Source organism: Enterococcus sp. AZ149 (genome assembly GCF_051714285.1).
GTDB lineage: Bacteria > Bacillota > Bacilli > Lactobacillales > Enterococcaceae > Enterococcus_D > Enterococcus_D entomosocium.
The window spans coordinates 2,062,588-2,084,928 of record NZ_JBIORO010000001.1; the positions used below are offsets into that span (position 1 = coordinate 2,062,588).

Below are 22,341 nucleotides of genomic sequence, written 5' to 3' on the forward strand. Positions count from 1 at the left end.
TGAATAAAAAAAACAATCCGCTTTTGACGGATCGTTTCCTAGTTATGAATGATTTAGCGGGCTTTTTCAACTCCGCAATACACGGTAAGATGTTGCGGCAGCACCGCTACTGTGATTGGCAATTCAGGTCCTGGATCACCATCGACATTCGTTTCGATCGTTGCCCCATCCGTCAAACGAATCGTTGCTTTATCAAAAGTTTGATAACCAAGAACATCATTTGATTCCGTAACTCCTTTGAGAAGCTCAGGCACGCTTTTGACAGTTTCCCAAAGATTCGTATCCTTTAAGTAGATCAGATGTAATTTGCCGTCATCGGTACTCGCTTTAGGCAAAAGAGATTCGAAACCGCCGATCGTATTGGATGAACCAACGATCATCGTACTGCTTTCCACAGCGATCGTCGTTTTTTCGCCATTATTTTCGGCGGTCACTTCAAACGGATGACTTTCATTTTTCCGCACTTCCCGTAGACCAGAAACAAAATAGGCCATTTTTCCCAGCTTGGTTTTTTCTTCAACTTCCACATTGTTGATCGCCGCTGGAATCATACCAATCGCCACTACATTGGTAAAATAGTCTTGATTAACCTGCCCAATATCGATTTTGCGGGTGTGATCCACTGCAAATGATTCGATGGCTTCCTTGGGATCTAGTGGAATCGCTAATGCTCTGGCTAAATCATTTACTGTGCCCAGCGGGAAGAAACCGAAATTTGGTCGTTTGTCATGAGGGGCTAAGCCATTGACCGCTTCATTGACGGTACCATCACCGCCCATTGCGAAGACACTGTCAAATTCTGCTGCTGCCTCAGAGGCAAAACGTGTAGCATCTCCTTCTTTTTCGGTATGTTTGACAACGACCTCTGAAAAAGCTTCCCGCAGCTTTTCTTCTGCCATCTCCTCAAATTCTTTCGCTTGTTCCCCACCAGAACTTGGATTGACGATCAATAATGCTTTCATAAAACAGCCTCCTTGTTTGGGTTCATTTTCTATGAATCCAGTATAACAAGTTTCACGAAACCTGTCTTAAACGACATCCGCCTATCCGCTGCAAAAAAACACAGCCTATGCTGACTGTGTTTTTTCGAGTACGCACCTCATTTTATTAAACCAATCGTTTACGCAAGCGCCCAGAAATAAAATCAATGATCGTGACCGTCACAACGATCCCTAATAAAATGATTCCTACACGGCTCCATGATCGCGCATTGATGGCAAAGATCATCGGCGTACCGATCCCACCTGCTCCTACGATCCCTAAGATCGAAGCTGAACGGACAGCCAGTTCAAAACGATACAAGGTAAAAGAAAGAAATTCTGGAATCAATTGTGGCAATGTCGCAAAGCCTAACACATCCCAACGATTTCCTCCCGCACTAACGACCGATTCTGAAGGACCGTGATCCATGTTCTCGATCGCTTCGCTATAGAGTTTCGCCAACATCCCAATGGAATGGACACTAACTGCCAAAACACCAGCAAAGGATCCGGGACCCACTGTTTTGATGAACATGATCGCTAAGACGATTTCTGGAAACGTTCGAATCGCCGTCAGCACGATTTTACCGAAACCTGATAGCCAGCGAGGGCTGTTTTTGCTGCGCGCCGCCCAAAAGGCAAAAGGAATACTTAATATTGAGGATAAAAACGTACCCACAAAGGCGATCGCAACGGTTTCGATCATCAAACTGATCAAATCTTCGCCATCACCGGTATAAACATAGCCCCAATCAGGATGGATCAAGCCATAAAAGATTGAGCCGACAATTTGACCGACATTTTCTTTAACACCCGCAAAAGGCACGCCAGCAAAAGCCCAAATATAAAGGAGGATAACGACTACTGCGATCAGCCAATTCCGTATTTTTTTCTTTTTCGGTTCTGCTGGCAACATCATAACAATCGCTCCCTTAATCTATTACTGATGGTATCAATCACCAAAACAACTGCAAAAATCACTAAGACGATAATCGACGTCTGGTCATATCGAAATTGGCTTAAAGATCGTTGTAAGAAAACACCGATTCCGCCTGCGCCGATATACCCAAGAATCGTCGATGCCCGCACATTGATCTCAAAGGCATAAAGCAAGTAACTAAGAAAATGGCTCATGACTTGCGGTACGACTGCATAGCGGATGATGTCAAACTTCGATCCTCCAGAAGCCGTGATTGCTTCGATCGGACCTTCATCAATCGTTTCAATCGATTCATAAAACAATTTGGTGATCATCCCAAAAGAAAACACAGAGATGGAGATCACCCCGGCAACGGGACCGATTCCGACAATGGCAACAAATAAAGCCGCCAGCATCAAATCAGGTACTGTCCGAATGATATTTAAAACAAAACGGAAACAACCGCTGATCCAATGATTCGTCATGATATTTCGTGCTGCTAAAAGTGAAAACGGAAAAGCCGCCAGTGCACCAAAGGTCGTGCCGATGATCGCCATTTGGATCGTTTGTAAAATCGGCTCTACAATGATTTTGGCATATGCCCAATCAGGATGAGCCATCTTTTGTAAAATGACATTCATTTGACTGCTATTGCTAAAGAACCGTGCCAAATCAACGCCTGAAATAGAGCCGCTAACGAACAATACCACTAAAAAAATGACGAGCCAAAGAACATTTTTCCATAGTCCGCTGCGTTTCGGCAACGTATTTGTCGTCATTGTCCTGCCCCTTCCTGCTCTTCTATGATCTCGCTGCCATAAATCTGTTTCAATCGCTGATCGGTCGCTTCGCTGACAGGGCCATCAAAAACCAAGCCTCCGTCTCGCAACCCGATGATCCGCGTGCCGTACTCTCTTGCCAATTGGACAGAATGCAAATTGACTACGATGGTAATCCCCAGATCTTGATTGATCCGTTTTAAGTCATTCATGACTTTTTCAGTGGTTAAAGGATCTAAGGAAGCAACCGGTTCATCCGCTAAAATAATCTTCGGCTCTTGCGTCAAAGCACGGGCAATCGAAACCCGCTGCTGCTGACCGCCAGACAATTCATCGGCTCGAGTATAGACTTTTTCTGCTAAATTGACCCGCTGCAGCGATTGATAAGCCAGCTCTTTATCCGCTTGCGGGAACAAACCAAGCAACATTTTGATCGTTGGGTGATAAGCTACTCGCCCAGTTAAGACATTTCGCAAGACACTCGAACGTTTCACCAAATTAAAGCTTTGGAAAATCATGCCAATGTCTCGACGAATCAAGCGTAGCTCTCTTCCTTTTGCTTTTGTGATCGACTTGCTATCGATTAAAATCTCGCCACTCGTGATCTCGTGCAGTCGATTGATGGAGCGCAGCATCGTTGATTTTCCTGCTCCTGATAAACCCACTACGATGACAAATTCCCCTTTTTTGATATCGATGTTTAAGTCCTTCAAACCTAATACCCCATTTGGGTATCGCTTGGTCACATTCTGAAATGAAATAATCGTTTCGTTCTCTAGAGCCATGATTCTCCTACTTTCTTTCCATTAGGTAAAAATTGCTTTCCATTCGAAAAGGGTACCTCAACTACCGGTACCCTCCCGATCTATTCATCTATTAGTTATTGTCCGACTTGTTCCGCATACTCTCTTACGATGTCGAAATTGCTGTCTTGTGAAACAACGTATCCTTCATGAGAGTAAATATCAGAGATGATTTGTTTTCCTTCTTCATCTTTACCGATCGCGATAAAGGCATCTTGGATTTTTTTGTCCCACTCTTCACTCATGTCGCTGCGGACACTGATCGTATCGTTCGGGATCGGTTCGGTAAAGTACATTGGTTCTACCTCATCCATGATTTCTGGGTAATCATTTTTGACCGTGTTGCGGGCATCTTCAAAAACGAACGCTGCGTCAACGTCGCCATTCAAGACAGATAAGACCGCTTGGTCATGGCCTTTGACTTGAACAGTCGTCACATCCGTATTGATATCGATGCCTGCTTTTTTCATTTCTGCTACTGGCCAAACATAACCGGCAGAAGAAGTAACATCTTGCGTGGCAATCGTTTTGCCTTTTAAATCTTCCAACTCTTTGATATCGCTGCCGCTTTTTACGACGATCATTGAGCGATAGCTATCAACCAATTCATCCGTTGATTCCCCACCAGGCTGCTTGATGCCATAACGCTGTGCTTGTAATAGCACCTTAACATTGCTTTGTTCATTTGCTAAAACATAGGCATTCGGCGGTAAAAAGCCTACATCTACTTGTTTCGAAGCCATTGCTTCGACGATTGTATTGTAGTCAGTGGAAACACTCACAGTGACTGGAATCCCCAATTCATCACTTAATAATTGCTCAAGTGGTTTTGCTTTTGCTTCTAATGTTTCTGCTGCTTGTGATGGAACAAATTGAACGGTCAACTTTTCTGGTACATATCCTGCTTCTTCAGCCGCCGAGTCAGTACTTGCTCCACCTGAGCCACATGCCGCCAGCGTAACTGCTGCCACCAAACCTAAACCAAACATTGCCGTTTTCTTCCAAACTTTCATCACTTTTTCTCCTTTTCATTAAAAAAATCGAACTCACGGAATTCCGAACTTTCCTTTTTGATTATAAAAAACCAACGAATCAAAAACAATCTTTTTCGAATTACGAACGTTTTCTTTTTTGATAATGTTCGTGTTTCGACCAAAATCATTCGTGAGCACATTCTCAATAATCAACGTTTTTCGAAAGTTTCTTTCCATTTGTTCTACTTCCTCAGAGTATCAAATGAATATAAGGTTTGTGTTGTCAACGTGTAAAGATTTCGTTAATAGCAAAAGGAACTTTGTGAACAACAAAGCATGGATATACTCGTAATTCTTACCCTAAGTGCACAAAATTTCTTGAAAAATCTAGCCAGAAAATGACGGCACACTTTTTTGACCGGAAAAACACCAATAAAAAAAGCAGAGAATCCCCTTAAGAACCTCTGCTTTTGACCTCATTTTTTACTGTAGAAAGAGTCATTTACCCTTGATCCGTTGGCAGCTGCAACAAGAGTACATGCTCGTTATCAATCATTTCACCTGTCAAGACAAAGCCGTTTCGTTCGTAAAGCTTTGTTGCGATCTCGTTGCCATCTACAGCGGAGATCCTTAATTCTTGCGCTTGGATATGGGTTTTGAACCAATCTAACCCAGCAAGAAACGCCTGACTGCCTAACCCTTGATTTTGGAATTTTTCTGCGATCATAAACCGCTCGATCCACCACGAAGCTTTTGGATAATCCTCATCCGCTTCGTAAAAACTAAATAAGAGAAAGCCGACCATATCCTCACCATTGTAGAGGGCAAATGCCTGACGTGGTTCCTCATAGATCGCCTCTAACATTGAGTACCAATTGGGCGCAACAAAATCTTCTTGCTCCTTCGTTGTCTTCAAATTCATGCACGCACGATAGTTTTCCTTCGTGATTTCTTTTAATTGAATCATTGCTTCACTCCTTATCTAAGCTATTATAAATAACTATTTCGTTAAAACGGTTTCATTGGTGTATAAAAAAACACCCAGGTTACTTTTACGTAATCTGGATGTCATTTTCTTATGCTTCTTGCGCTACTGGATAAACAGATACTTGTTTTTTGTCGCGGCCTTTACGTTCGAAACGAACAACGCCGTCAACTTTTGCAAACAATGTATCATCTCCACCGATACCTACGTTTACCCCTGGGTAAATTTTAGTACCGCGTTGGCGATAAAGGATTGATCCGCCTGAAACGGTTTGACCGTCAGCACGTTTCGCACCTAAACGTTTTGATTGAGAGTCACGTCCGTTAGAAGTAGAACCCCCACCTTTTTTGTGAGCGAAGAATTGCAAATTCATTTTCATCAACATGAGATGCACCTCCTAGTTTTCTTTAGTAGTTTTGATTTGGATATAATCGTTGTACTCTTCTTGAACTGATTGCAAGCCGATCAACAAATTTTCTAAAAGAATTTGTGCGATATTCGACTGCTCTTGGGTCAAACGAGAAGGCAGCGTGACTAATAAGTACCCACCATTTTCGTTATCTGCTTCAACTTTTGGCGCAACGCCAGCCAAAGCATCGATCCCATTGACTGCACTGATCGCTAAAGCGGATGCTGCAGCACAGACGATGTCTTTGCCGTATTCTCCTGCTTGTGCGTGTCCAGCTAGTTCAAAAGAAACAATCCGACCAGAGTCATTTCGTTTGAATGTCCCTTTGATCATATTCGTTACCCTGCTTTTCGTAAGAATTAAGCGTTGATCGCGTCAATAACAACTTTTGTGTAAGGTTGACGGTGACCTTGTTTACGGTGTGAATGTTTTTTAGGTTTGTATTTGAAAGTTACGACTTTCTTTTGTTTGCCGTGTTTTTCAACAGTTCCTTCAACAGTTGCTCCTGCAACGATTGGGGCACCCACTTTTGTTGATTCGCCACCTACTAAGATAACTTCATCAAAAGTAACCTTTTGTCCAGCTTCAACGTCTAATTTTTCAACGTAGATTGCTTGACCCACTTCAACTTTTACTTGTTTCCCACCAGTTTTGATAATTGCGTACATGCTCTACAGCACCTCCTTATAATATACTTAGACTCGCCATCCCAAGTGACTTTCGTACTTACTACTTGTTCTGTGCGGTTGTAGCTGTGGAGTCCACAATTACAACAGATTAACTTTATCAAAATGTTTTCCTAAAGTCAATCACTAATTAAGGAAAAGACAGAATTCTTTTGCTACTAGTCATTTCCTTTTGTGCATTTTTTATTTTCTATTACTATAGAAGAAAGAGCACAAGCGAAACAGAATGGGAGGAGTTTTCATGCAATACCCCAAAGAATTAGCCACTGCCGTTCAACAGGCATCCCGCAGTTATCCGTTGGAAGGATTTGTTCCAGGTCAAGGACCGCTGCAGCCCAAATTGATGATCGTTGGTGAAGCCCCTGGTCGAACCGAAATCGAGAATTTTATTCCTTTTAGCGGACAAGCAGGAAAAGAATTGATGAAATCGTTGGCTTTAGCCGGTTTGACCCGTGAGGATGTCTACATCACCAGCGCTATCCGCAGCCGTCCATATTCCGTCAAAGAACGAATCAACAAGCGCAGCGGTGCCCATGAGATCGTCCATCCCAATCGGACACCTACCAAAAAGGAAGTCTTGCTACACGCACCACTGCTTGACTACGAGTTGTCCATCGTGGATCCGCCCGTCATTGCAACTGTTGGCAATATCGGACTACAGCGATTATTAGGCAACGCCTATTATATCAAAGACCACCATGGCGAAGTGATCCGTTCCAAAATTCAAGAAAGCAATCCGACAAAGGATGGCTATCAATGGTCGGAAAAAGAATATCTGATCGTGCCGATGTATCATCCCGCTGCGATCTTTTATAATCGGACGTTGACTCCGCAAATCGAAGCTGATTGGCGAGGGTTAAGAAACATTCTTTCACAAATACCAGCCGACGAATAACGACCAGTCCCCTAGCCCTACTGCCAATACGCTGGAATCGTCTGCTCATAGGCGGTGATTTTCGCCTCTTCCTGCAAGGTGATACTGATCTCATCGAGACCGTGGATCAATTTGTGTTTCCAGGTAGCATCGATTGCAAAGAAATGCTCCTCCCCGGCAACGATCACACATTGCCTCGGCAAGTCGATGCTGATTTTTTCAGAAGCAGGCAGCGAGGCGATCCTTTGGCGAACAGTCAAAGGCAGCTCGATGGGTAGCAGCCCGTTTTTGGTGGCATTCATATAGAAAATATCACCGAAGCTGCCAGCAATCACGGCTTTAAAGCCGTAATCCAACAGCGCCCATGCCGCATGCTCTCGAGAAGAGCCAGAACCAAAATTATCACCAGTGACGAGGACTTGAGCGGTCTGATATGCTGGATCATTCAAGATAAATGCTGGATTAGGCTTGCGTTGCGGCAAATAGCGCCAATCGTCAAATAAAAATTCGCCAAACCCCGTTTTTTCAACGCGCTTCAAATAATTTTTCGGTAGGATTTGATCGGTATCGATATTGTCATTCATCAAAGGCAGCGTCGTACCTTCAAATTGCGTAAAAGCTTCCATTAACCAACACCTCCAACCACTTCTCGTACATCGACAAAACGCCCATGGATCGCAGCTGCTGCCGCCATTGCTGGACTACAAAGGTGCGTCCGAGCGTTTTTCCCTTGCCGTCCAACAAAATTGCGGTTTGACGTGGAGGCACAGTGGACGCCTTCTGGTACTTTATCAGGATTCATTCCTAGGCACATGGAACAGCCAGGCTCCCGCCATTCAAAACCAGCCTCAATAAAGACTTTGTCTAAACCGATAGCTTCCGCTGCTTTACGAACAGGGCGTGAACCAGGAACGATAATGCCAGTGACCCCTTCTTTGATGGTCTGACCTTTCAAAATCGCCGCTGCTTCTTGCAGATCAGACAAACGACCATTGGTACACGATCCGATAAAGATGTATTCGATGGGGATATCGGCAGCCGTCTGTCCGGGGTGCAGTGCCATATATTCATAGGCTTGCTGATCATTGTGATCTCGCACTTCAGGAAACGTTTCGCTGACCGGTACTCCCATTTCTGGATTGGTGCCCCAAGTGATGTAAGGTTCTAAGGTTGCTGCGTCTAAGGTGATCAGGGCATCATAGTTGGCACCTTCATCGGTATACAGGGTTTCCCAATCCGTCACCGCACTGGCAAACGCTTGTGGCGCAAAGCGTCGATCCTTCACATAAGCAAAGGTCGTTTCATCAGGTGCGATCAAGCCCATTTTCGCCCCACCTTCGATCGACATATTGCAAATGGTCATGCGCTCTTCCATCGTCAGGTTGCGGATCGTTTCGCCAAAGAATTCTACGGCATAGCCACCACCAAAATCTGTGCCATGCGTCGCGATCAATGCCAAAATAATATCTTTGGCGTACACCCCCGGCTGCAGCTGACCGGTGATCTCAACTCCCATGCGTTTCGGTTTTGTCTGCCAAATCGTCTGTGTCGCAAAGACATGCTCCACTTCACTCGTACCGATCCCAAATGCGATCGCGCCGAAAGCACCATGGGTGGCAGTATGGGAATCACCGCAAACGATCGTTTTTCCTGGTTGGGTCAAGCCTACTTCTGGGCCAACCATATGGACAATTCCTTGGTTGGCAGAGCCATTGTCACACAATTCGATCCCAAAATCATGACAGTTTTTACGTAACGTATCCATTTGCTTTTTTGCAACCAGATCGGTGATGGTAAAAATATCTTTGGTAGGCACATTATGATCCATTGTTGCGAAGGTTTTTTCGGGACAGCGAACTGTCCGTCCCGCTTGCCGCAATCCTTCGAAGGCTTGCGGCGTCGTCACTTCATGGATCATATGCAGATCGACATAAAGCAGCTGCGCCTGCCCTTCTTCTCCTGTGATCACATGCCGATCCCATAGTTTATCAAACAGCGTTTTCCCCATAATTGCTCACTCCTAACTGTGCAATAACCGCTTCTGTAAAGGCAGTTGTCGTTGCCGTCCCACCTAAATCACGGGTCAAGATCCCCGCATTCATTACCTCATAACACGCACTTTCGATGGTATCTGCCAGCTGTTCCTCTTGAAAGGACTCTCTTAGCATCATCACGACAGACAAAATCATGGAAACCGGATTGGCACAATTTTGCCTAGCAATATCCGGTGCCGAGCCATGGATCGGTTCATATAAAGAAACCCCTTCTGCACCATGGCTTGCGCTTGGTAGCACCCCTAATGACCCCGGCAAAACCGAGGCTTCATCACTTAAAATGTCGCCAAAGAGATTTTCGGTCACGATTACATCAAAGTCTTTGGGATTTTGGATGATTTTCATAGCGGCGGAATCAACATATTGATGAGTCAACTGACAATCCGGGAATTCCTGTGCCGTTTCTTCCGCTAATCGGCGCCAAAGCCGGCTAGTCGCCAACACATTTGCTTTATCGACAGAGAGAACCCGCTTCTTCCGCGTACGGGCGATCTCAAAGGCTTTACGCAAAATCCGTCGAATCTCTGCTTGGTGATAATGATTGATGTCGTAGGCTTCTTCAGGTTTTTCTGCTTTTTCGCCAAAATAGATACCGCCAGTCAACTCACGAACGATGACAAAATCTGTCCCTCGAAGGATCGTTTCTTTGATGGGAGACAAAGCAATCACCGCATCAACTACTTTGATGGGTCGAATATTGGCGTATAGACCTAACGCTTGACGCAGATTCAAAAGTCCTTTCTCGGGTGTTGTCGGTGCGTTTTCCCAAGCTGGATCACCGATGGCTCCTAAAAGGATCGCATCCGCCTGCTGGCAAGCTTGTAGTGTTTCTTGCGGCAATGGCTCTCCAGTAAGTGCCAGCGCCGCCCCACCAAATGGCCGCTGGTCAAAATGAAAGTGCTGGAGATGGTCAGGACAAGCCGCTTTCAATACCGCAAGGGCACTGTCCATAATTTCTGGTCCGATGCCATCTCCTGCTAAAACCACGATCTTTTTCAAACAAGGACACCTCGATTCTTTAGAGCTGCGCTAGCCTGTACATATGCTTTGGCTGACGCCTGCAAGACATCAAAGTCTAAGCCGATCCCGCTGATTTTTTCATTGGTTTCCCGGCATTCAATGACCACGTGCACTTCCGCTTGCGCATCTTCCCCACTGGTCAAGGCAGTGATCTCATAATTCAACAACTTCGGCTGCTGCTGGAAAATCTGATCGATCGAGTTGTAGATAGCTTGGATACTGCCGGCACCGATGGCTGATGCCACTTGTTTTTCCTCGTCTTTGATGATAGAAACCACTGCTCCTTGATGGCCATTGGACACGTATTGTAGCTGAACGGCGTCCAACTCGCAGCCGCCTTCTTGGCTGCGGCCTTGATCGGCCACCAAAGCCAGCAAATCTTGTTCGGTCACTTGCTTCTTTTTATCTGCCAATTCTTTGAAGCGTTTAAACAATTCGTTGGTTTCTTCTTGGTCAAACTGGTAGCCCAGTTGCTGCATTTTATCGACAAACGCATGGCGGCCAGAAAGTTTGCCTAAAGGCAACGAGTTGGTTTCTACCCCCACCAACTGTGGGGTAATAATTTCGTAGGTCTCAGGATTTTTCAAGACGCCATCTTGATGAATCCCTGATTCATGGGCATAAGCATTGCCTCCGACGATCGCTTTGTTTTTCGGTACCGTGATTCCTGACAAACGTGCCACCAGATCGCTGGTTCGTTTTGTTTCGTTTAATTTGATGTTGGAGGTAGCCTGATAGAAATCATTGCGAATATGCAACGCCAAGGCCACTTCTTCTAATGCAGTATTGCCAGCTCGTTCGCCGATCCCGTTGATCGTTCCTTCCACCCGATCAGCACCATTTTCAATAGCCGCCAGCGCATTGGCTGTCGCCATTCCCAAGTCATCATGACAATGGGAAGAAAAAGTGATCTGCTGCTCGCTTTTGATATTGGCGATCAAATAGGCAAAAAGCGCTCCATATTCCGTAGGATTGGTAAACCCTACTGTATCGGGCACATTGATGATCGTCGCGCCGGCATCAATCGCTGTTTGAACCGCCTCAAGCAAGAAGGCTTTATCGGTGCGGGTGGCATCTTCTGGCGAGAATTGAACTTTTTCAAAGCGTTCACGCGCATAAGCCACATGTTCTTTGATGGAAGCGAGTACTTCTGCTTTCGTCATATTCAGCTTGTACTGGCGATGCACCTTACTCGTTGCTAGAAAGACATGGATCTGTGGATCGACGGCTTGATAAAGAGCTTCATAGGCACGATCAATGTCTTTTTTCTGACAACGGGCAAGTCCTGCAACGGTCATTTTCGTCACCGCCCCAGCAATCGCTTTGACTGCTTGAAAATCTCCTTCTGATGCAATCGGAAAACCTGCTTCGATCGTATCGATCCCCCATTTTTCTAATTGCAGCGCCAGTTGAACCTTCTCTTTCGTATTAAAGTTGACTCCCGGGGTCTGTTCACCGTCTCGCAATGTCGTATCAAAAAACTGGATTTTTCTCATCACTATTTCCTCCTTAGCAGTGGTAGGAGCACGCTTGGCGCGACCTCATTCAAACACAATTGAAAAAATGGTATAAAAAAAGCACTCCATAAAGGGTTTCCTTCATGCAATGCGAATAGGACTCTTCAAATGATGCCTTAAAAAAGGCGGGTCATAGAAAAAGAGTCCTTACGATAATAATAATAAAAATGCAGCTGTTTGTTTCAATCGTTTATCCATCGTCGTCACCTATCACTTTTTTTATCTTGTTATGAAGATACCAAACAGCAGGTTCCTCTGTCAACACTTTCCCCTGAATTTTCTGAATATTTCGATAAAAAGTTCGTTTTTACCCTGTTGATGGGTTGCTTTTCTTCCTTGATGAAAATTTAAGCAGAACCTGACGAGATCTTCACAGGATTTTAACCAAACCTCCACATAACACCGTTATGATAGAAATATCCCAAAAATATTTTTCACCCCTTTATCCTGCCAGTCTTATGACTGGTTTTTTTGTTGTTCCAAAGACTCGAAAAGATTGAACTTAAGGTGAGTTATTCGTATAATAGGGGACAGCGATAAATTAGGAGGATGAAGATGCGCAACGAAATGATGCATCGTCCAGTAGTCAAACCAGAACTAGTGGCGTTTATGCGTGAAAAACAAAAACAATTACCCGGCGAACTTGGTGAAATCGAGCAAGCCGCTCATAAAAAAGAAGTGCCAATCATCCCACATGAAACAGTGGTCTTTTTGCAGTTTTTATTAGGACAACTCCAGCCAAAAGAAATCCTTGAGATCGGCACAGCGATCGGTTTTTCTTCAAGCTTGATGGCGCAATGTGTGAAAGATGGTCATGTCACAACGATCGATCGCTTTGACGTCATGATCCGCAAAGCCAAAGAAACTTACGCTCGCTTAGGAAATGAAGAAAAAATCACGCTATTAGAAGGACAAGCGGCAGACGTTCTACCTACATTGAGTGGCCCTTATGATTTTATCTTCATGGACAGCGCCAAATCAAAATACATTGAATTTTTACCAGAATGTCTGCGTCTATTACGCAAAGGCGGTGTGCTGATGGTGGATGACGTATTTCAAGCTGGAACGATTCTACACCCCATCGAAGAAATTCCTCGCAACCAGCGAGCAATCCATCGCAAATTGAATCTTTTCTTGGATACTGTGATGAACCATCCTCAGCTGACCTCCACGCTTGTCCCTTTGGGAGATGGCGTGATTCTCATTACGAAAGAAGCAGATAGCGTAATTCTTGAGGAACCTGAGAAAGGTTGAGTGCAGCTGCGCTTCCTTTTTTCAAAGAAAAAATAAGAAAAGGGCGAAAAGCGATTGACATTGCTGCGCCCTTTTTCTATAATGTTATTTGTTGCTGATTGATTTCAACAGCTTAGGCGAAGTGAGCATTCGCTGAAAATTATTTGTTCCAGTAGCTCAGCCGGATAGAGCATTCGCCTTCTAAGCGAACGGTCGGGGGTTCGAATCCCTCCTGGAACGTTATTTAACCGTCGAGAACCCTTGTTCTTGGCGGTTTTTGTTTGTTCTTGTGCCAAATGTGTGCCAAATTGATCTATTTTTTTTGCCATAGCAATTTGGTGACTAATCAACAGCCTGTTCCCTTCCTCATCACAAAGCAATCAAACGATCGCTTCCCATCCGCTTCAATCTTCAGCAAATTTCTTTCATTGGCATCATCGTTTCCGTATTTATTCTAATTGTCAGCAATTTCTCTCCGTAAAATACTCACTCTCTAGTTAAATGATACCTCGCCGTTTTATTTAGTAGACACTGTTCTAACAAACGAAGACTTGGCTTTGCCTGTATGATCGATGAGATCTATAAATCGTTCCATTTAAACAGCTTAGTTTCTTCAATTTCACAATTCCAAGAAATATCTGATTTACTTAACTCGATGCCGTCATGCTATACTTATTAGCTAATAATCTAATTTATTAAAGGAGACGAACTATGAAAAAAACGAATTTCGTTGTTGTTTTTTGGCTGATTCTTACACTTATTTCTTTCATTGTCTTTCTGTTCAACTTCAATTCCTTCTGGCAATACCTCTCTTCCTTGATTTTTCCCATTGATGGCAGCTACTTAGATAAAAATCGTTATTATCGTCAACTGTTTTCTGTGACCCCTATGTTGATAGTTACAGTCGGATTTTTTTACGCTGGTCTCAAACAAGCATTGAAAGTTTACAATCAAAGTTAAACTATTTCAGCCTCGCAGTAAGGTTATCATTTTTTTATGCAGCAATGATTTTAGCATAACCTCAACGCTTTTTACCAAACGATTTAAGTAAATGAGAAAGCAACAGGGATGCTGCGTTCTCATTTGCTTTTTTGATAGCTAAAATATTTACTGGTACCTATAAGATAATAGTTGACGAGAAAGGTTGGCATGCTCAAAGGAACGTTTTTGCTATAGTATGCTTACATACCGCACTCTTCGATCACTCATTTTTTTCATTTTATCGTACCTTCAGTATAACACGCTCAACCAATCCGTTTTCTTATCCTCCTCCTGCAAAAATTATGCTATGCTTGACAAGAATTAAGAAAGCAGGTGTCCTATGGAGATAACGGTACATATCGCAAGTGGGTTTAGTAAAAATCAAACGGGTGGCAACAAGGCTGGAGTCGTCTTGTTGGAACAGCCTCTTACGCCGCAACAAAAGTTAGCCGTCGCAAAAGAGTTAGGCTTTTCAGAAACAGCTTTTTTATCGAAATCCCCGCAGGCCGATTTCCGATTTGACTATTTTACGCCAAAAGAAGAAGTTGACTTATGCGGACATGCAACAATTGCCTCCTTTGCACTATTATCGTATCTAAACAAACTTTCCAAGCAACAGTATCGCATCGACACCAACGCCGGACGTTTGTCGATCACCATCAAAGACGGTGTCATTTTCATGGAACAGAACAAACCACTGTTTTCAGATGTGCTTTCACTAGAACAATTAACTGACTGTTTTGATACCAATGCTATCAATGATCAAATTCCTATTCAAATCGTTTCTACTGGATTAAAGGATATCCTTATTCCAATCAAAACAACGGCCCAGTTGCAGCAAGTTGCACCTAATTTTGAGGAAATAAAAAAAGTAAGTGCGCTTCAACAAGTAGTTGGCATGCACTTATATGCAATGGAAAAAGAACGAATCGTTTGTCGTAACTTTGCTCCATTGTTTGACATCAATGAAGAATCTGCCACAGGCACTTCCAATGCCGCCTTGGCTTGCTTCTTGTATCAAAAGTGTGCCCTCGAAAAAGAAGTGTATCGCTTTGAACAAGGCAGCAATTTAGGTGAACCTTCTGAAATCTTTGTCAAACTCGTTACGACTTCGCGAAAGGAAATCCAACATGTTTACGTTGGGGGCAGAGGGCATTTTTGCGAGACAGTAACCATCGACACCGATACACTGGCATAATCACGACAATTTGGGGCTGATCTTCAATCAGCCTTTTTTCTTTTCCTCTTCACACATCACGTTCTTTTTTCCATAGCAGCCCATCAGTACCTCGAATACTAGTTTTCTCATAAAAAAAGAACCCAATTCGGGTTCTTTCCTTCACATTGTTTTCTATGGCTTACCAACAAGTTCTGCTAACAGCTCACTGACTTTAGGCAGTGGCTCGTTTTGTAGCGCTGCTACGATTTTTGAACCGATCACTACCCCCTCACACACACTGGCAAAGCGCTGCACATCTGCGTGGGTCGAGACCCCGAAACCAGCTAATACTGGAATCGGACTTTTTTCCGAAATGGCTTGCAAATGCTGATCCAGCTGTACGTTGTATTGGCGATTTTCTCCAGTGACACCGTTCACTGTCACAGCATAAACGAATCCTTCCGCGTCTTCGATCAGCGTCTGAATTCTGTCTGGAGGACTGGTCAAAGAGACCAGTGTGATCAGCGCGAGATCCGCCGCATCAAAAGTAGGCGTTACTAGTGATCGATGTTCAAAAGGTAAATCTGGAATAATCAACCCTTTCACATTTGTCGCTTTTAACTCATTTGCTAACTGTTCAATCCCATAATGAAAGAATGAATTGGCATACCCCATCAATACCAGTGGAACCTCGGAATGGATGGTTTGCAGCAAAGCAATGATCTTTTTTAAAGTGGTCCCATTGGCTAATGCCTGCATTCCAGCTGCTTGGATGACGGGTCCATCTGCGACTGGGTCTGAAAAGGGCACGCCGATTTCAATGGCCGCTGCGCCATGTGTCGTCAACAGCTCGATTTCTGCTGGCAGGCGTTCCAGTCCGTTGGCACCCGCCATAATATAAGGAACAAATAGTGGCTTGCCTTGTTTTTGGCGCTCCTTTAGTTTCATCGTCAATGTTTTGCTGGTCATTTCGCTGCTCCTTTCCGGTCTTTGATTTGTTGAACATCTTTGTCCCCTCGCCCAGACAAGCAGATCACTAAGCGTTCTTCGGGTGTCATGATTGGGGCTAGCTTTAGGGCATAGGCAACGGCATGAGCACTTTCCAAAGCAGGAATAATGCCTTCGATTTGAGACAAGAGATAAAAGGCGTCAACGGCTTCTTCATCAGTGACAGCGAAATACTCCGCTCGCTCAATCTCCTTCAAGTAAGAATGCTCGGGACCGACCCCTGGATAATCCAAACCAGCTGAAATCGAATAAGGTTCGATCACTTGCCCATCATCGTCTTGCAGCAGATACATTTTGGTACCATGTAAAATACCGATACTGCCTTTCGTCAAGGTCGCCGCATGCTCAGTAGTATCCACACCTTTCCCAGCTGCTTCAACGCCAATCAAACGAACGGTCTGATCATCGATAAAAGGGTAAAACATTCCCATCGCATTGCTGCCGCCGCCAACACAAGCAACGACTGTCGTCGGTAGTCGTCCTTCTTTTTCTAATAGTTGCCGTCGTGTCTCACTGCCAATCACACTTTGAAAATCTCGAACGATCTCTGGAAAAGGATGCGGACCGAGTACGGAACCCATCACGTAATGGGTGTCCTCGACGGTTGCGACCCAGTAACGCAGCGCTTCATTGACAGCATCTTTCAATGTCTGATTGCCTGAAGTGACTGAAACCACTTTTGCTCCCAACAATTCCATTCGAAAGACGTTTAGTGCTTGCCGCTGAACATCTACCGCACCCATAAAAATCGTGCATTCCATACCGAACAACGCGGCCGCAGTCGCTGTGGCGACGCCATGCTGTCCAGCACCGGTCTCCGCTACCACTTTCTTTTTCCCCATCCGCTTTGCTAATAACACTTGCCCTAGCGCATTATTGATTTTATGGGCGCCCGTATGATTCAAATCTTCTCGCTTCAGATAAATTTTGGCACCGCCTAAGTGTTGTGACAAGCGCTGTGCATGATAAAGGGGGGTCTCTCTTCCTACATACTCTTGCAAATATTCCTGTAATTCTGCTTGAAAACTTGCGTCCGCTTGTGCTTCACGATAGACAGTTTCCAATTGCTTGACTGCATACATCAATGTCTCTGGCACAAACAGCCCGCCAAAAGAACCATAAAAACCTGCTTCTGTGGGGTATTGGGTCATTTTATCTTCTCCTTTACTAAGTAAATAAATTGTTCGATTTTCCGACTGTCTTTCTTCCCCTGGGTTTCAACGCCTGAAGAAACATCGACAGCATAAGGCCTAAAAAGTTGGATCGCCTCTTCTACATTTTCCGCGTGCAAACCGCCAGCAATAAAAAATCGCTCAGACAACGGCAACGGTTTTCTCGCCGCTTTTTGCCAATCAAAGGATTGGCCGTTGCCGCCAGCATAAGGGTGATCTCTTACTGGAGCGTCCAATAACCCAAAATCTGCATCGCAGCTTAGGAAATCTTGTTCTAAAGTCTCTGCTTCTCCATCAAAGGCTTGGATCACTGCGATCTTTTGATGCGCAAAAATGCCTGTCTGGATGGCTGTTTGCAAAGATGGCAGAACCTTTCCATGGAGCTGAATCGCTGTCAGCTGGGCGGCTTGAATTGCCGCTTGCACTTCTTCAAAACTTGGAGAAACGAAAACCCCGACTTTCCCTACATTTTGGGGTACTTGCTCCGTTATCTTGCGGACTTGTGTCGGATCGATTCTCCGACGGCTTTCGGCAAAAACAAAGCCAAGGTAATCTGCTCCTGCACTGATGGCAGTTTCGACATGCAGCCGTTCGGTGAGTCCACAAATTTTCACTTTGGTCATCGGCGGCTCACCTGCAAATCTGCAGCTGTTTCAGCAATTCGATTGCTTCTCATCAACGTTTCTCCAACGAGGACTCCATGATAAAACGGTGCAAGCTGCAGCACATCGGAGGCAGTTCGAATACCAGATTCACTGATGTAAACCGCCTCTGACGGCTGAGGTGCTAAAGCAACACTGATATCCAAGGAAACGTCAAAGGTTTTTAGGTCACGATTGTTGACGCCGATGATTTTGGCCTCTAAGGCTTGGGCTTGTTGAAATTCAGCCGCATTATGAGTCTCAACGAGTACTTCCAACCCTAGTGCTATTGCCTCTTGATGAAGTATGGCTAAGCGTTCTGGTTTTAAAGCGGCCACGATCAATAAAACAATACTGGCACCCGCATTCTTGGCGCGAATCAATTGTTTTCTGTCGATAATAAAGTCTTTGCATAGTATAGGCACCGAAACGGCATTACTGACTGCTTCAAGATCTGCCAGCGAGCCTTTAAAAAACTGCTGGTCGGTCAAAACGGAAATCCCGCTGACACCCGCGGCTTCATAAGCTTGCGCTTGTGTGACTGGGTCGATTCCTTGGTTGATGTCTCCTTTTGAGGGTGAAGCACGCTTGATTTCAGCAATGAGGTGCATTTTTTGTGGTCGGTCCTTGACTTGCTGATAAAATGATGGACGTTTCGTTACGACCTTTTCGATTTCTTGTGGCATCGCGGCAACTTCTTCAACTTTTTTCTGGATGATCGTTTCTAAAAAATCCATGATTCTCCTCCTTACAGCTTTCGTAGTTAATGGCTATTTGACTGACGAATCAGCATCTGCAGTTTGTCGTAGGCCGCGCCCGAAGCGATACACGCTCGTGCCATCGCAAAGCCTTCCGCTAGGGTGGCGGCTTTGCCGTTGGTATAAAAGCCTAACCCTGCATTTAAGACCACTGTCTCTAGATAAACGGAAGGGTGATTTTTCAAAACTGCTGTTAAGATCGCGGCGTTTTGAGCCGCATCTCCGCCGACGATCGCCTCGATCGGTGCTGGCGTAAAGCCATACGCTTGCGGATCCAAAGAAAAATTCCTCACCTTTCCTTCGTGATAAAAACTGATCGCCGTTTCACCTGCCAAATTGGCTTCATCCATCCCATTACATCCATGGATCACCATTGCTCGTTGCCGACCAAGACTGCCTAACGCCTGAGCGGTGTCTACCAAGCTCTCGCCAGCGTAAGTACCGATCAGTTGCGTAGTCAACGGAACAGGATTGATCAAAGGGCCTAATAGATTAAAAATCGTTGGTGTCGCTAATTCTTGCCGTATTTTCATCACTGCTTTCATGCCCGGATGCAACGACGGGGCGAAGAGAAAAGCGATGCCGACTGTCGCTAATAGATCGGCGATTTTTTCTGGTGATGCTTGAATTGCCACCCCCAAGCATGCTAAGACATCGGCACTGCCTGAACGACTAGAGATACTGCGATTGCCGTGTTTTGCCATCGTGATTCCCCCAGCTGCTAAAACGAAGGCAGCCGTAGTGGAGACATTAAAACTATTGGCGTGGTCGCCACCAGTGCCGCAATTATCCATGGTGTCTCCTCCTTCATAAGGAATGGTCACGGCATGCTCTAACATAATTTCTGCTAAAGCAGTCAATTCGGCAGCTGTGATGCCGTTGATCTTCATCGCAACTAATGCTGCGCCCAATTGACTTTCTGAAAACACCCCGCTTAAAATTCCTTGAGCAAATTGACGCATCTCCTGATAACTTAAATGACGGCCATTAAATAATTGCTGAGTGATTTGTTGCGGCGGCTGCTTTTTTAGTGCTTGCATTAAAGATTCCTCCTTTTTTCATCTTGTGTTTTTTCTGTATTATCCGAGACGAGTTTAAGAAACTGTTCTATGAAAAATGCCCCCTCGTTTGTTCCCATTGATTCTGGATGGAATTGGAGTCCTACGATTGGTTTTTCGCGATGCTGAATCGCCATGATGATCCCTTCTGTTTCAGCCAACACCTCAAATTCCGCTGAAAGTGTCGCTGGCTCAATGACAAGCGAGTGATAGCGCATGACAGTCATGTCTCCTAGGTAGGTTTCGAATACGCCTTTTTTCTGATACGTAAGGGTCGATTGCTTGCCGTGCATAATAGCTGGTGCTTGGACCACTTTGGCACCAAACGCTTCACCAATGGCTTGATGACCTAAGCAGATGCCTAAAAGCGGCTTGCTATCTTGGTATGTTTTGATCAAAGAAATCATGAATTCTGCCTCTTCGGGACGGCCTGGTCCCGGGGAAAAAATGATGGCATCTGCTTCTTTTGCAACAATAAAAAGCTCTGGATCGTCATTTCGCAAGACGATCGTATCCGCTGGACATTGCTGGACTAAGTTATACGTAAAGGAATCATAATTATCGACGAGTAAAATCATTGGCTGACACCTCCAATAGTGCTTTGGCTTTGTGTAATGTTTCTTGGTATTCAGATGAAGGATCAGAATCATAAACGATCCCCGCCCCTGCTTGGACATAAGCGATCTCGTCTTTCAATACCAATGTCCGAATCCCGATGGCAAAATCCGCTTGATCATTTCGTGAAAAATAACCAACTGCACCAGCATAGACCCCTCTTCGAACAGCTTCCCACTGATAGATGCGAGTCATGGCACGAATCTTTGGTGCCCCGCTGACCGTGCCTGCTGGCAGGGTTGCTTTCAAGGCATCCATTGCCGTCACACCTGCTCTGCGCTTGGCAGCCACTACCGAAACGATGTGCATGACATAGCGGTATTTCTCGATCACCATGTATAAAGGAACATGAACCGTCCCATGTTCAGCGATCCGCCCTAAATCATTGCGCCCAAGATCGATAAGCATCTGATGCTCTGCACGTTCTTTTTCATCTGCCAATAGTTCATTTGCCAAAGCTTCGTCTTCTGCTTTGGTTGCACCTCGTTTGCGGGTACCAGCGATCGGATTCGTGGTGATTTCGTCGCCTTGAACGCGAATCAGGCTTTCAGGTGAGCTACCAATCACTTTAAATCCGTGATCGAAATCAAGATAATAGAGATACGCGGAAGGATTTGTCACTCGTAGTTTGCGGTAATAGTCAAAGGGCTCTTGTTTAAATGACGCTTTCAGACGTTGCGAAGGAACGACTTGGAACATGTCTCCCGCCGTAATTCGGGCTTTCGCCTCTTGAACGATCGCTTCATAGGCTTGCTGTGTGACATTGCTGGTAAAATGCAGTTTTTCATTTGACAATACACGGGTCTCAGCGGCGACTGGTGTCCTTAACTGCTGCTTCACTGCTTGCATTACCTGCCCCATCTCGACGGTTCCTCTTTGGCTATAGCAATTTTCAAGAATGATCGTTAAAGTTTCCGTCTGATGGTCAAAAACGAGAAAAGTTTCGAAAAGCCAAAAGGCCATATCAGGCACTTGCAATTCATCTGCGGGCAGTTGTCCGATGTCTTCATAGCAAGCGGCGATATCATAGCCCGCATACCCGATAGCCCCACTTTGCAGCGGTAGATTCGGTAAAGCGCTAATTTCCTTTTTGACTACATACCCTTCCATTTCTTTTAAAGGGTCCTGACACGGGTACTTGTTGACCGTTTTTTTCAAAAGATCCTCCACCTGAAAAACACCATCCTTAAAGGTCATTTTCTGAACGGGATCAAAGGTAAGGATCGAATAGCGTCCGGTATCTTCTTCTCTGGGAATACTTTCCAATAAACATTTATGCGCCCCTTGAATCCGTAAAAAAACTGAGACAGGTGTCAAACAATCGCTGTTGATTCGTTCCATTCGATACATAAGCTGCTCCTTTCTTTGTAAACAAAAAGCCCTCAAGCAAACGCCATAAAAACGTCTGCTTGAGGGCGAATGATCGCGGTACCACCTCAATTGAAGTTGCCCAAATAAACAACTTCTTCTCTATCAACCGTCTAACAACGGTCTTCCTCTATAACGGGAGTTCCCGCATTTTCCTACTGCCAAAAAAGGGTTCAAAAAATGATCGGCTAAGGCCATTTCCTTGATTTCTTGGTGCCGGACTCTCATCACCGCCGACTTTCTGTAACCAAAAAAGACTCAAGTACTTCTCTTAGTTTGATTTTACGTTTATTTTTTTATTGGTTGAAGGGCAAGAAAAACAAAAAAGCCCTCAGGCAAACAAACTTG

24 protein-coding genes, 1 tRNA gene and 2 other annotated features are annotated in these 22,341 nt (G+C 44.8%); of the genes, 5 read left to right on the forward strand and 20 right to left on the reverse strand.

Features of this window, described 5'->3' with window-relative positions; translation table 11 throughout:
* Positions 1-53: 53 nt before the first annotated feature.
* From IGI94_RS09665 to rplU, 9 genes are all read right to left on the reverse strand, one after another.
* A complete protein-coding gene (locus tag IGI94_RS09665) occupies positions 54-962 on the reverse strand; it encodes a diacylglycerol/lipid kinase family protein (protein WP_008378502.1) in 909 nt (302 codons plus the stop codon).
* 145 nt (positions 963-1,107) lie between these two features.
* Positions 1,108-1,899 carry a phosphonate ABC transporter, permease protein PhnE gene (gene phnE, locus IGI94_RS09670; protein WP_008378503.1) on the reverse strand — a complete coding sequence of 264 codons (792 nt, stop codon included), beginning with the start codon at positions 1,897-1,899 and terminating at the stop codon, positions 1,108-1,110.
* Entirely contained in the window at positions 1,896-2,678 is a 783-nt protein-coding gene (gene phnE, locus IGI94_RS09675) for a phosphonate ABC transporter, permease protein PhnE (protein WP_005235330.1), read from the reverse strand. Before phnE (IGI94_RS09675) ends, phnE (IGI94_RS09670) begins: the two co-directional genes overlap by 4 nt.
* Complete coding sequence (gene phnC, locus IGI94_RS09680) at positions 2,675-3,463, reverse strand: phosphonate ABC transporter ATP-binding protein (protein WP_016620453.1); 789 nt, start codon at positions 3,461-3,463, stop codon at positions 2,675-2,677. Before phnC ends, phnE (IGI94_RS09675) begins: the two co-directional genes overlap by 4 nt.
* Before the next feature lie 95 nt (positions 3,464-3,558).
* Entirely contained in the window at positions 3,559-4,494 is a 936-nt protein-coding gene (phnD, locus tag IGI94_RS09685) for a phosphate/phosphite/phosphonate ABC transporter substrate-binding protein (RefSeq protein WP_005235326.1), read from the reverse strand.
* Between the two features lie 463 nt (positions 4,495-4,957).
* The gene (locus tag IGI94_RS09690; protein WP_005235322.1) at positions 4,958-5,422 is read right to left on the reverse strand and encodes a GNAT family N-acetyltransferase; all 465 of its coding nucleotides are present in this window, start codon (positions 5,420-5,422) and stop codon (positions 4,958-4,960) included.
* A gap of 109 nt (positions 5,423-5,531) precedes the next feature.
* Positions 5,532-5,825, reverse strand: coding sequence for a 50S ribosomal protein L27 (gene rpmA / locus IGI94_RS09695; RefSeq protein ID WP_003126181.1), 294 nt, complete (start codon positions 5,823-5,825; stop codon positions 5,532-5,534).
* Between the two features lie 12 nt (positions 5,826-5,837).
* A complete protein-coding gene (locus IGI94_RS09700) occupies positions 5,838-6,182 on the reverse strand; it encodes a ribosomal-processing cysteine protease Prp (RefSeq protein ID WP_005225752.1) in 345 nt (114 codons plus the stop codon).
* Between the two features lie 26 nt (positions 6,183-6,208).
* Positions 6,209-6,517, reverse strand: a complete 309-nt coding sequence (gene rplU, locus IGI94_RS09705) for a 50S ribosomal protein L21 (protein ID WP_005225751.1) — start codon at positions 6,515-6,517, stop codon at positions 6,209-6,211.
* A 19-nt stretch (positions 6,518-6,536) separates the two neighbouring features.
* Positions 6,537-6,607, reverse strand: a sequence feature (ribosomal protein L21 leader region).
* Between the two features lie 169 nt (positions 6,608-6,776).
* Here rplU and IGI94_RS09710 point away from each other — a divergent pair.
* Positions 6,777-7,430 carry a uracil-DNA glycosylase gene (locus IGI94_RS09710; RefSeq protein WP_438899661.1) on the forward strand — a complete coding sequence of 218 codons (654 nt, stop codon included), beginning with the start codon at positions 6,777-6,779 and terminating at the stop codon, positions 7,428-7,430.
* A gap of 17 nt (positions 7,431-7,447) precedes the next feature.
* On the opposite strand, the gene leuD is transcribed toward IGI94_RS09710, so the two are convergent.
* Genes leuD through IGI94_RS09730 form a run of 4 tightly spaced genes read right to left on the reverse strand, consistent with a single transcriptional unit; the run spans position 7,448 to position 11,979 of the window.
* A complete protein-coding gene (gene leuD, locus IGI94_RS09715; RefSeq protein ID WP_016612252.1) occupies positions 7,448-8,035 on the reverse strand; it encodes a 3-isopropylmalate dehydratase small subunit in 588 nt (195 codons plus the stop codon).
* Complete coding sequence (gene leuC / locus IGI94_RS09720; protein ID WP_016612253.1) at positions 8,035-9,417, reverse strand: 3-isopropylmalate dehydratase large subunit; 1,383 nt, start codon at positions 9,415-9,417, stop codon at positions 8,035-8,037. The genes leuD and leuC overlap by 1 nt, the downstream gene beginning before the upstream one ends.
* On the reverse strand, positions 9,398-10,462 hold the full coding sequence (gene leuB, locus IGI94_RS09725; protein WP_438899662.1) for a 3-isopropylmalate dehydrogenase: 1,065 nt from the start codon (positions 10,460-10,462) through the stop codon (positions 9,398-9,400). Before leuB ends, leuC begins: the two co-directional genes overlap by 20 nt.
* A complete protein-coding gene (locus IGI94_RS09730; protein ID WP_438899663.1) occupies positions 10,459-11,979 on the reverse strand; it encodes a 2-isopropylmalate synthase in 1,521 nt (506 codons plus the stop codon). The genes leuB and IGI94_RS09730 overlap by 4 nt, the downstream gene beginning before the upstream one ends.
* Before the next feature lie 576 nt (positions 11,980-12,555).
* On the opposite strand from IGI94_RS09730, the gene IGI94_RS09735 reads away from it, so the two are divergent.
* From IGI94_RS09735 to IGI94_RS09750, 4 genes are all read left to right on the forward strand, one after another.
* Positions 12,556-13,254 carry an O-methyltransferase gene (locus IGI94_RS09735; protein WP_086332465.1) on the forward strand — a complete coding sequence of 233 codons (699 nt, stop codon included), beginning with the start codon at positions 12,556-12,558 and terminating at the stop codon, positions 13,252-13,254.
* A 145-nt stretch (positions 13,255-13,399) separates the two neighbouring features.
* Positions 13,400-13,473: transfer RNA gene (locus IGI94_RS09740), tRNA-Arg, on the forward strand.
* 471 nt (positions 13,474-13,944) lie between these two features.
* Positions 13,945-14,193 (forward strand): hypothetical protein, encoded by a 249-nt coding sequence (locus IGI94_RS09745; RefSeq protein WP_010747977.1) that lies wholly within the window; start codon positions 13,945-13,947, stop codon positions 14,191-14,193.
* A gap of 361 nt (positions 14,194-14,554) precedes the next feature.
* Positions 14,555-15,412, forward strand: a complete 858-nt coding sequence (locus IGI94_RS09750; RefSeq protein WP_034872250.1) for a PhzF family phenazine biosynthesis protein — start codon at positions 14,555-14,557, stop codon at positions 15,410-15,412.
* A gap of 153 nt (positions 15,413-15,565) precedes the next feature.
* On the opposite strand, the gene trpA is transcribed toward IGI94_RS09750, so the two are convergent.
* Genes trpA through trpE form a run of 7 tightly spaced genes read right to left on the reverse strand, consistent with a single transcriptional unit; the run spans position 15,566 to position 21,975 of the window.
* Positions 15,566-16,342 (reverse strand): tryptophan synthase subunit alpha, encoded by a 777-nt coding sequence (gene trpA, locus IGI94_RS09755; RefSeq protein ID WP_086332467.1) that lies wholly within the window; start codon positions 16,340-16,342, stop codon positions 15,566-15,568.
* A complete protein-coding gene (gene trpB / locus IGI94_RS09760) occupies positions 16,339-17,532 on the reverse strand; it encodes a tryptophan synthase subunit beta (protein WP_315040054.1) in 1,194 nt (397 codons plus the stop codon). The genes trpA and trpB overlap by 4 nt, the downstream gene beginning before the upstream one ends.
* Positions 17,529-18,176, reverse strand: coding sequence for a phosphoribosylanthranilate isomerase (locus tag IGI94_RS09765; RefSeq protein ID WP_008378521.1), 648 nt, complete (start codon positions 18,174-18,176; stop codon positions 17,529-17,531). The genes trpB and IGI94_RS09765 overlap by 4 nt, the downstream gene beginning before the upstream one ends.
* A complete protein-coding gene (gene trpC / locus IGI94_RS09770; protein ID WP_086332469.1) occupies positions 18,173-18,931 on the reverse strand; it encodes an indole-3-glycerol phosphate synthase TrpC in 759 nt (252 codons plus the stop codon). Before trpC ends, IGI94_RS09765 begins: the two co-directional genes overlap by 4 nt.
* Positions 18,932-18,957: 26 nt before the next feature.
* Positions 18,958-19,992 (reverse strand): anthranilate phosphoribosyltransferase, encoded by a 1,035-nt coding sequence (gene trpD / locus IGI94_RS09775; RefSeq protein ID WP_086332470.1) that lies wholly within the window; start codon positions 19,990-19,992, stop codon positions 18,958-18,960.
* A complete protein-coding gene (locus IGI94_RS09780) occupies positions 19,992-20,588 on the reverse strand; it encodes an aminodeoxychorismate/anthranilate synthase component II (protein WP_086332471.1) in 597 nt (198 codons plus the stop codon). The genes trpD and IGI94_RS09780 overlap by 1 nt, the downstream gene beginning before the upstream one ends.
* The gene (gene trpE / locus IGI94_RS09785; protein WP_061054276.1) at positions 20,569-21,975 is read right to left on the reverse strand and encodes an anthranilate synthase component I; all 1,407 of its coding nucleotides are present in this window, start codon (positions 21,973-21,975) and stop codon (positions 20,569-20,571) included. Before trpE ends, IGI94_RS09780 begins: the two co-directional genes overlap by 20 nt.
* 58 nt (positions 21,976-22,033) lie before the next feature.
* Positions 22,034-22,279, reverse strand: a binding site (T-box leader).
* Positions 22,280-22,341: the final 62 nt, after the last annotated feature.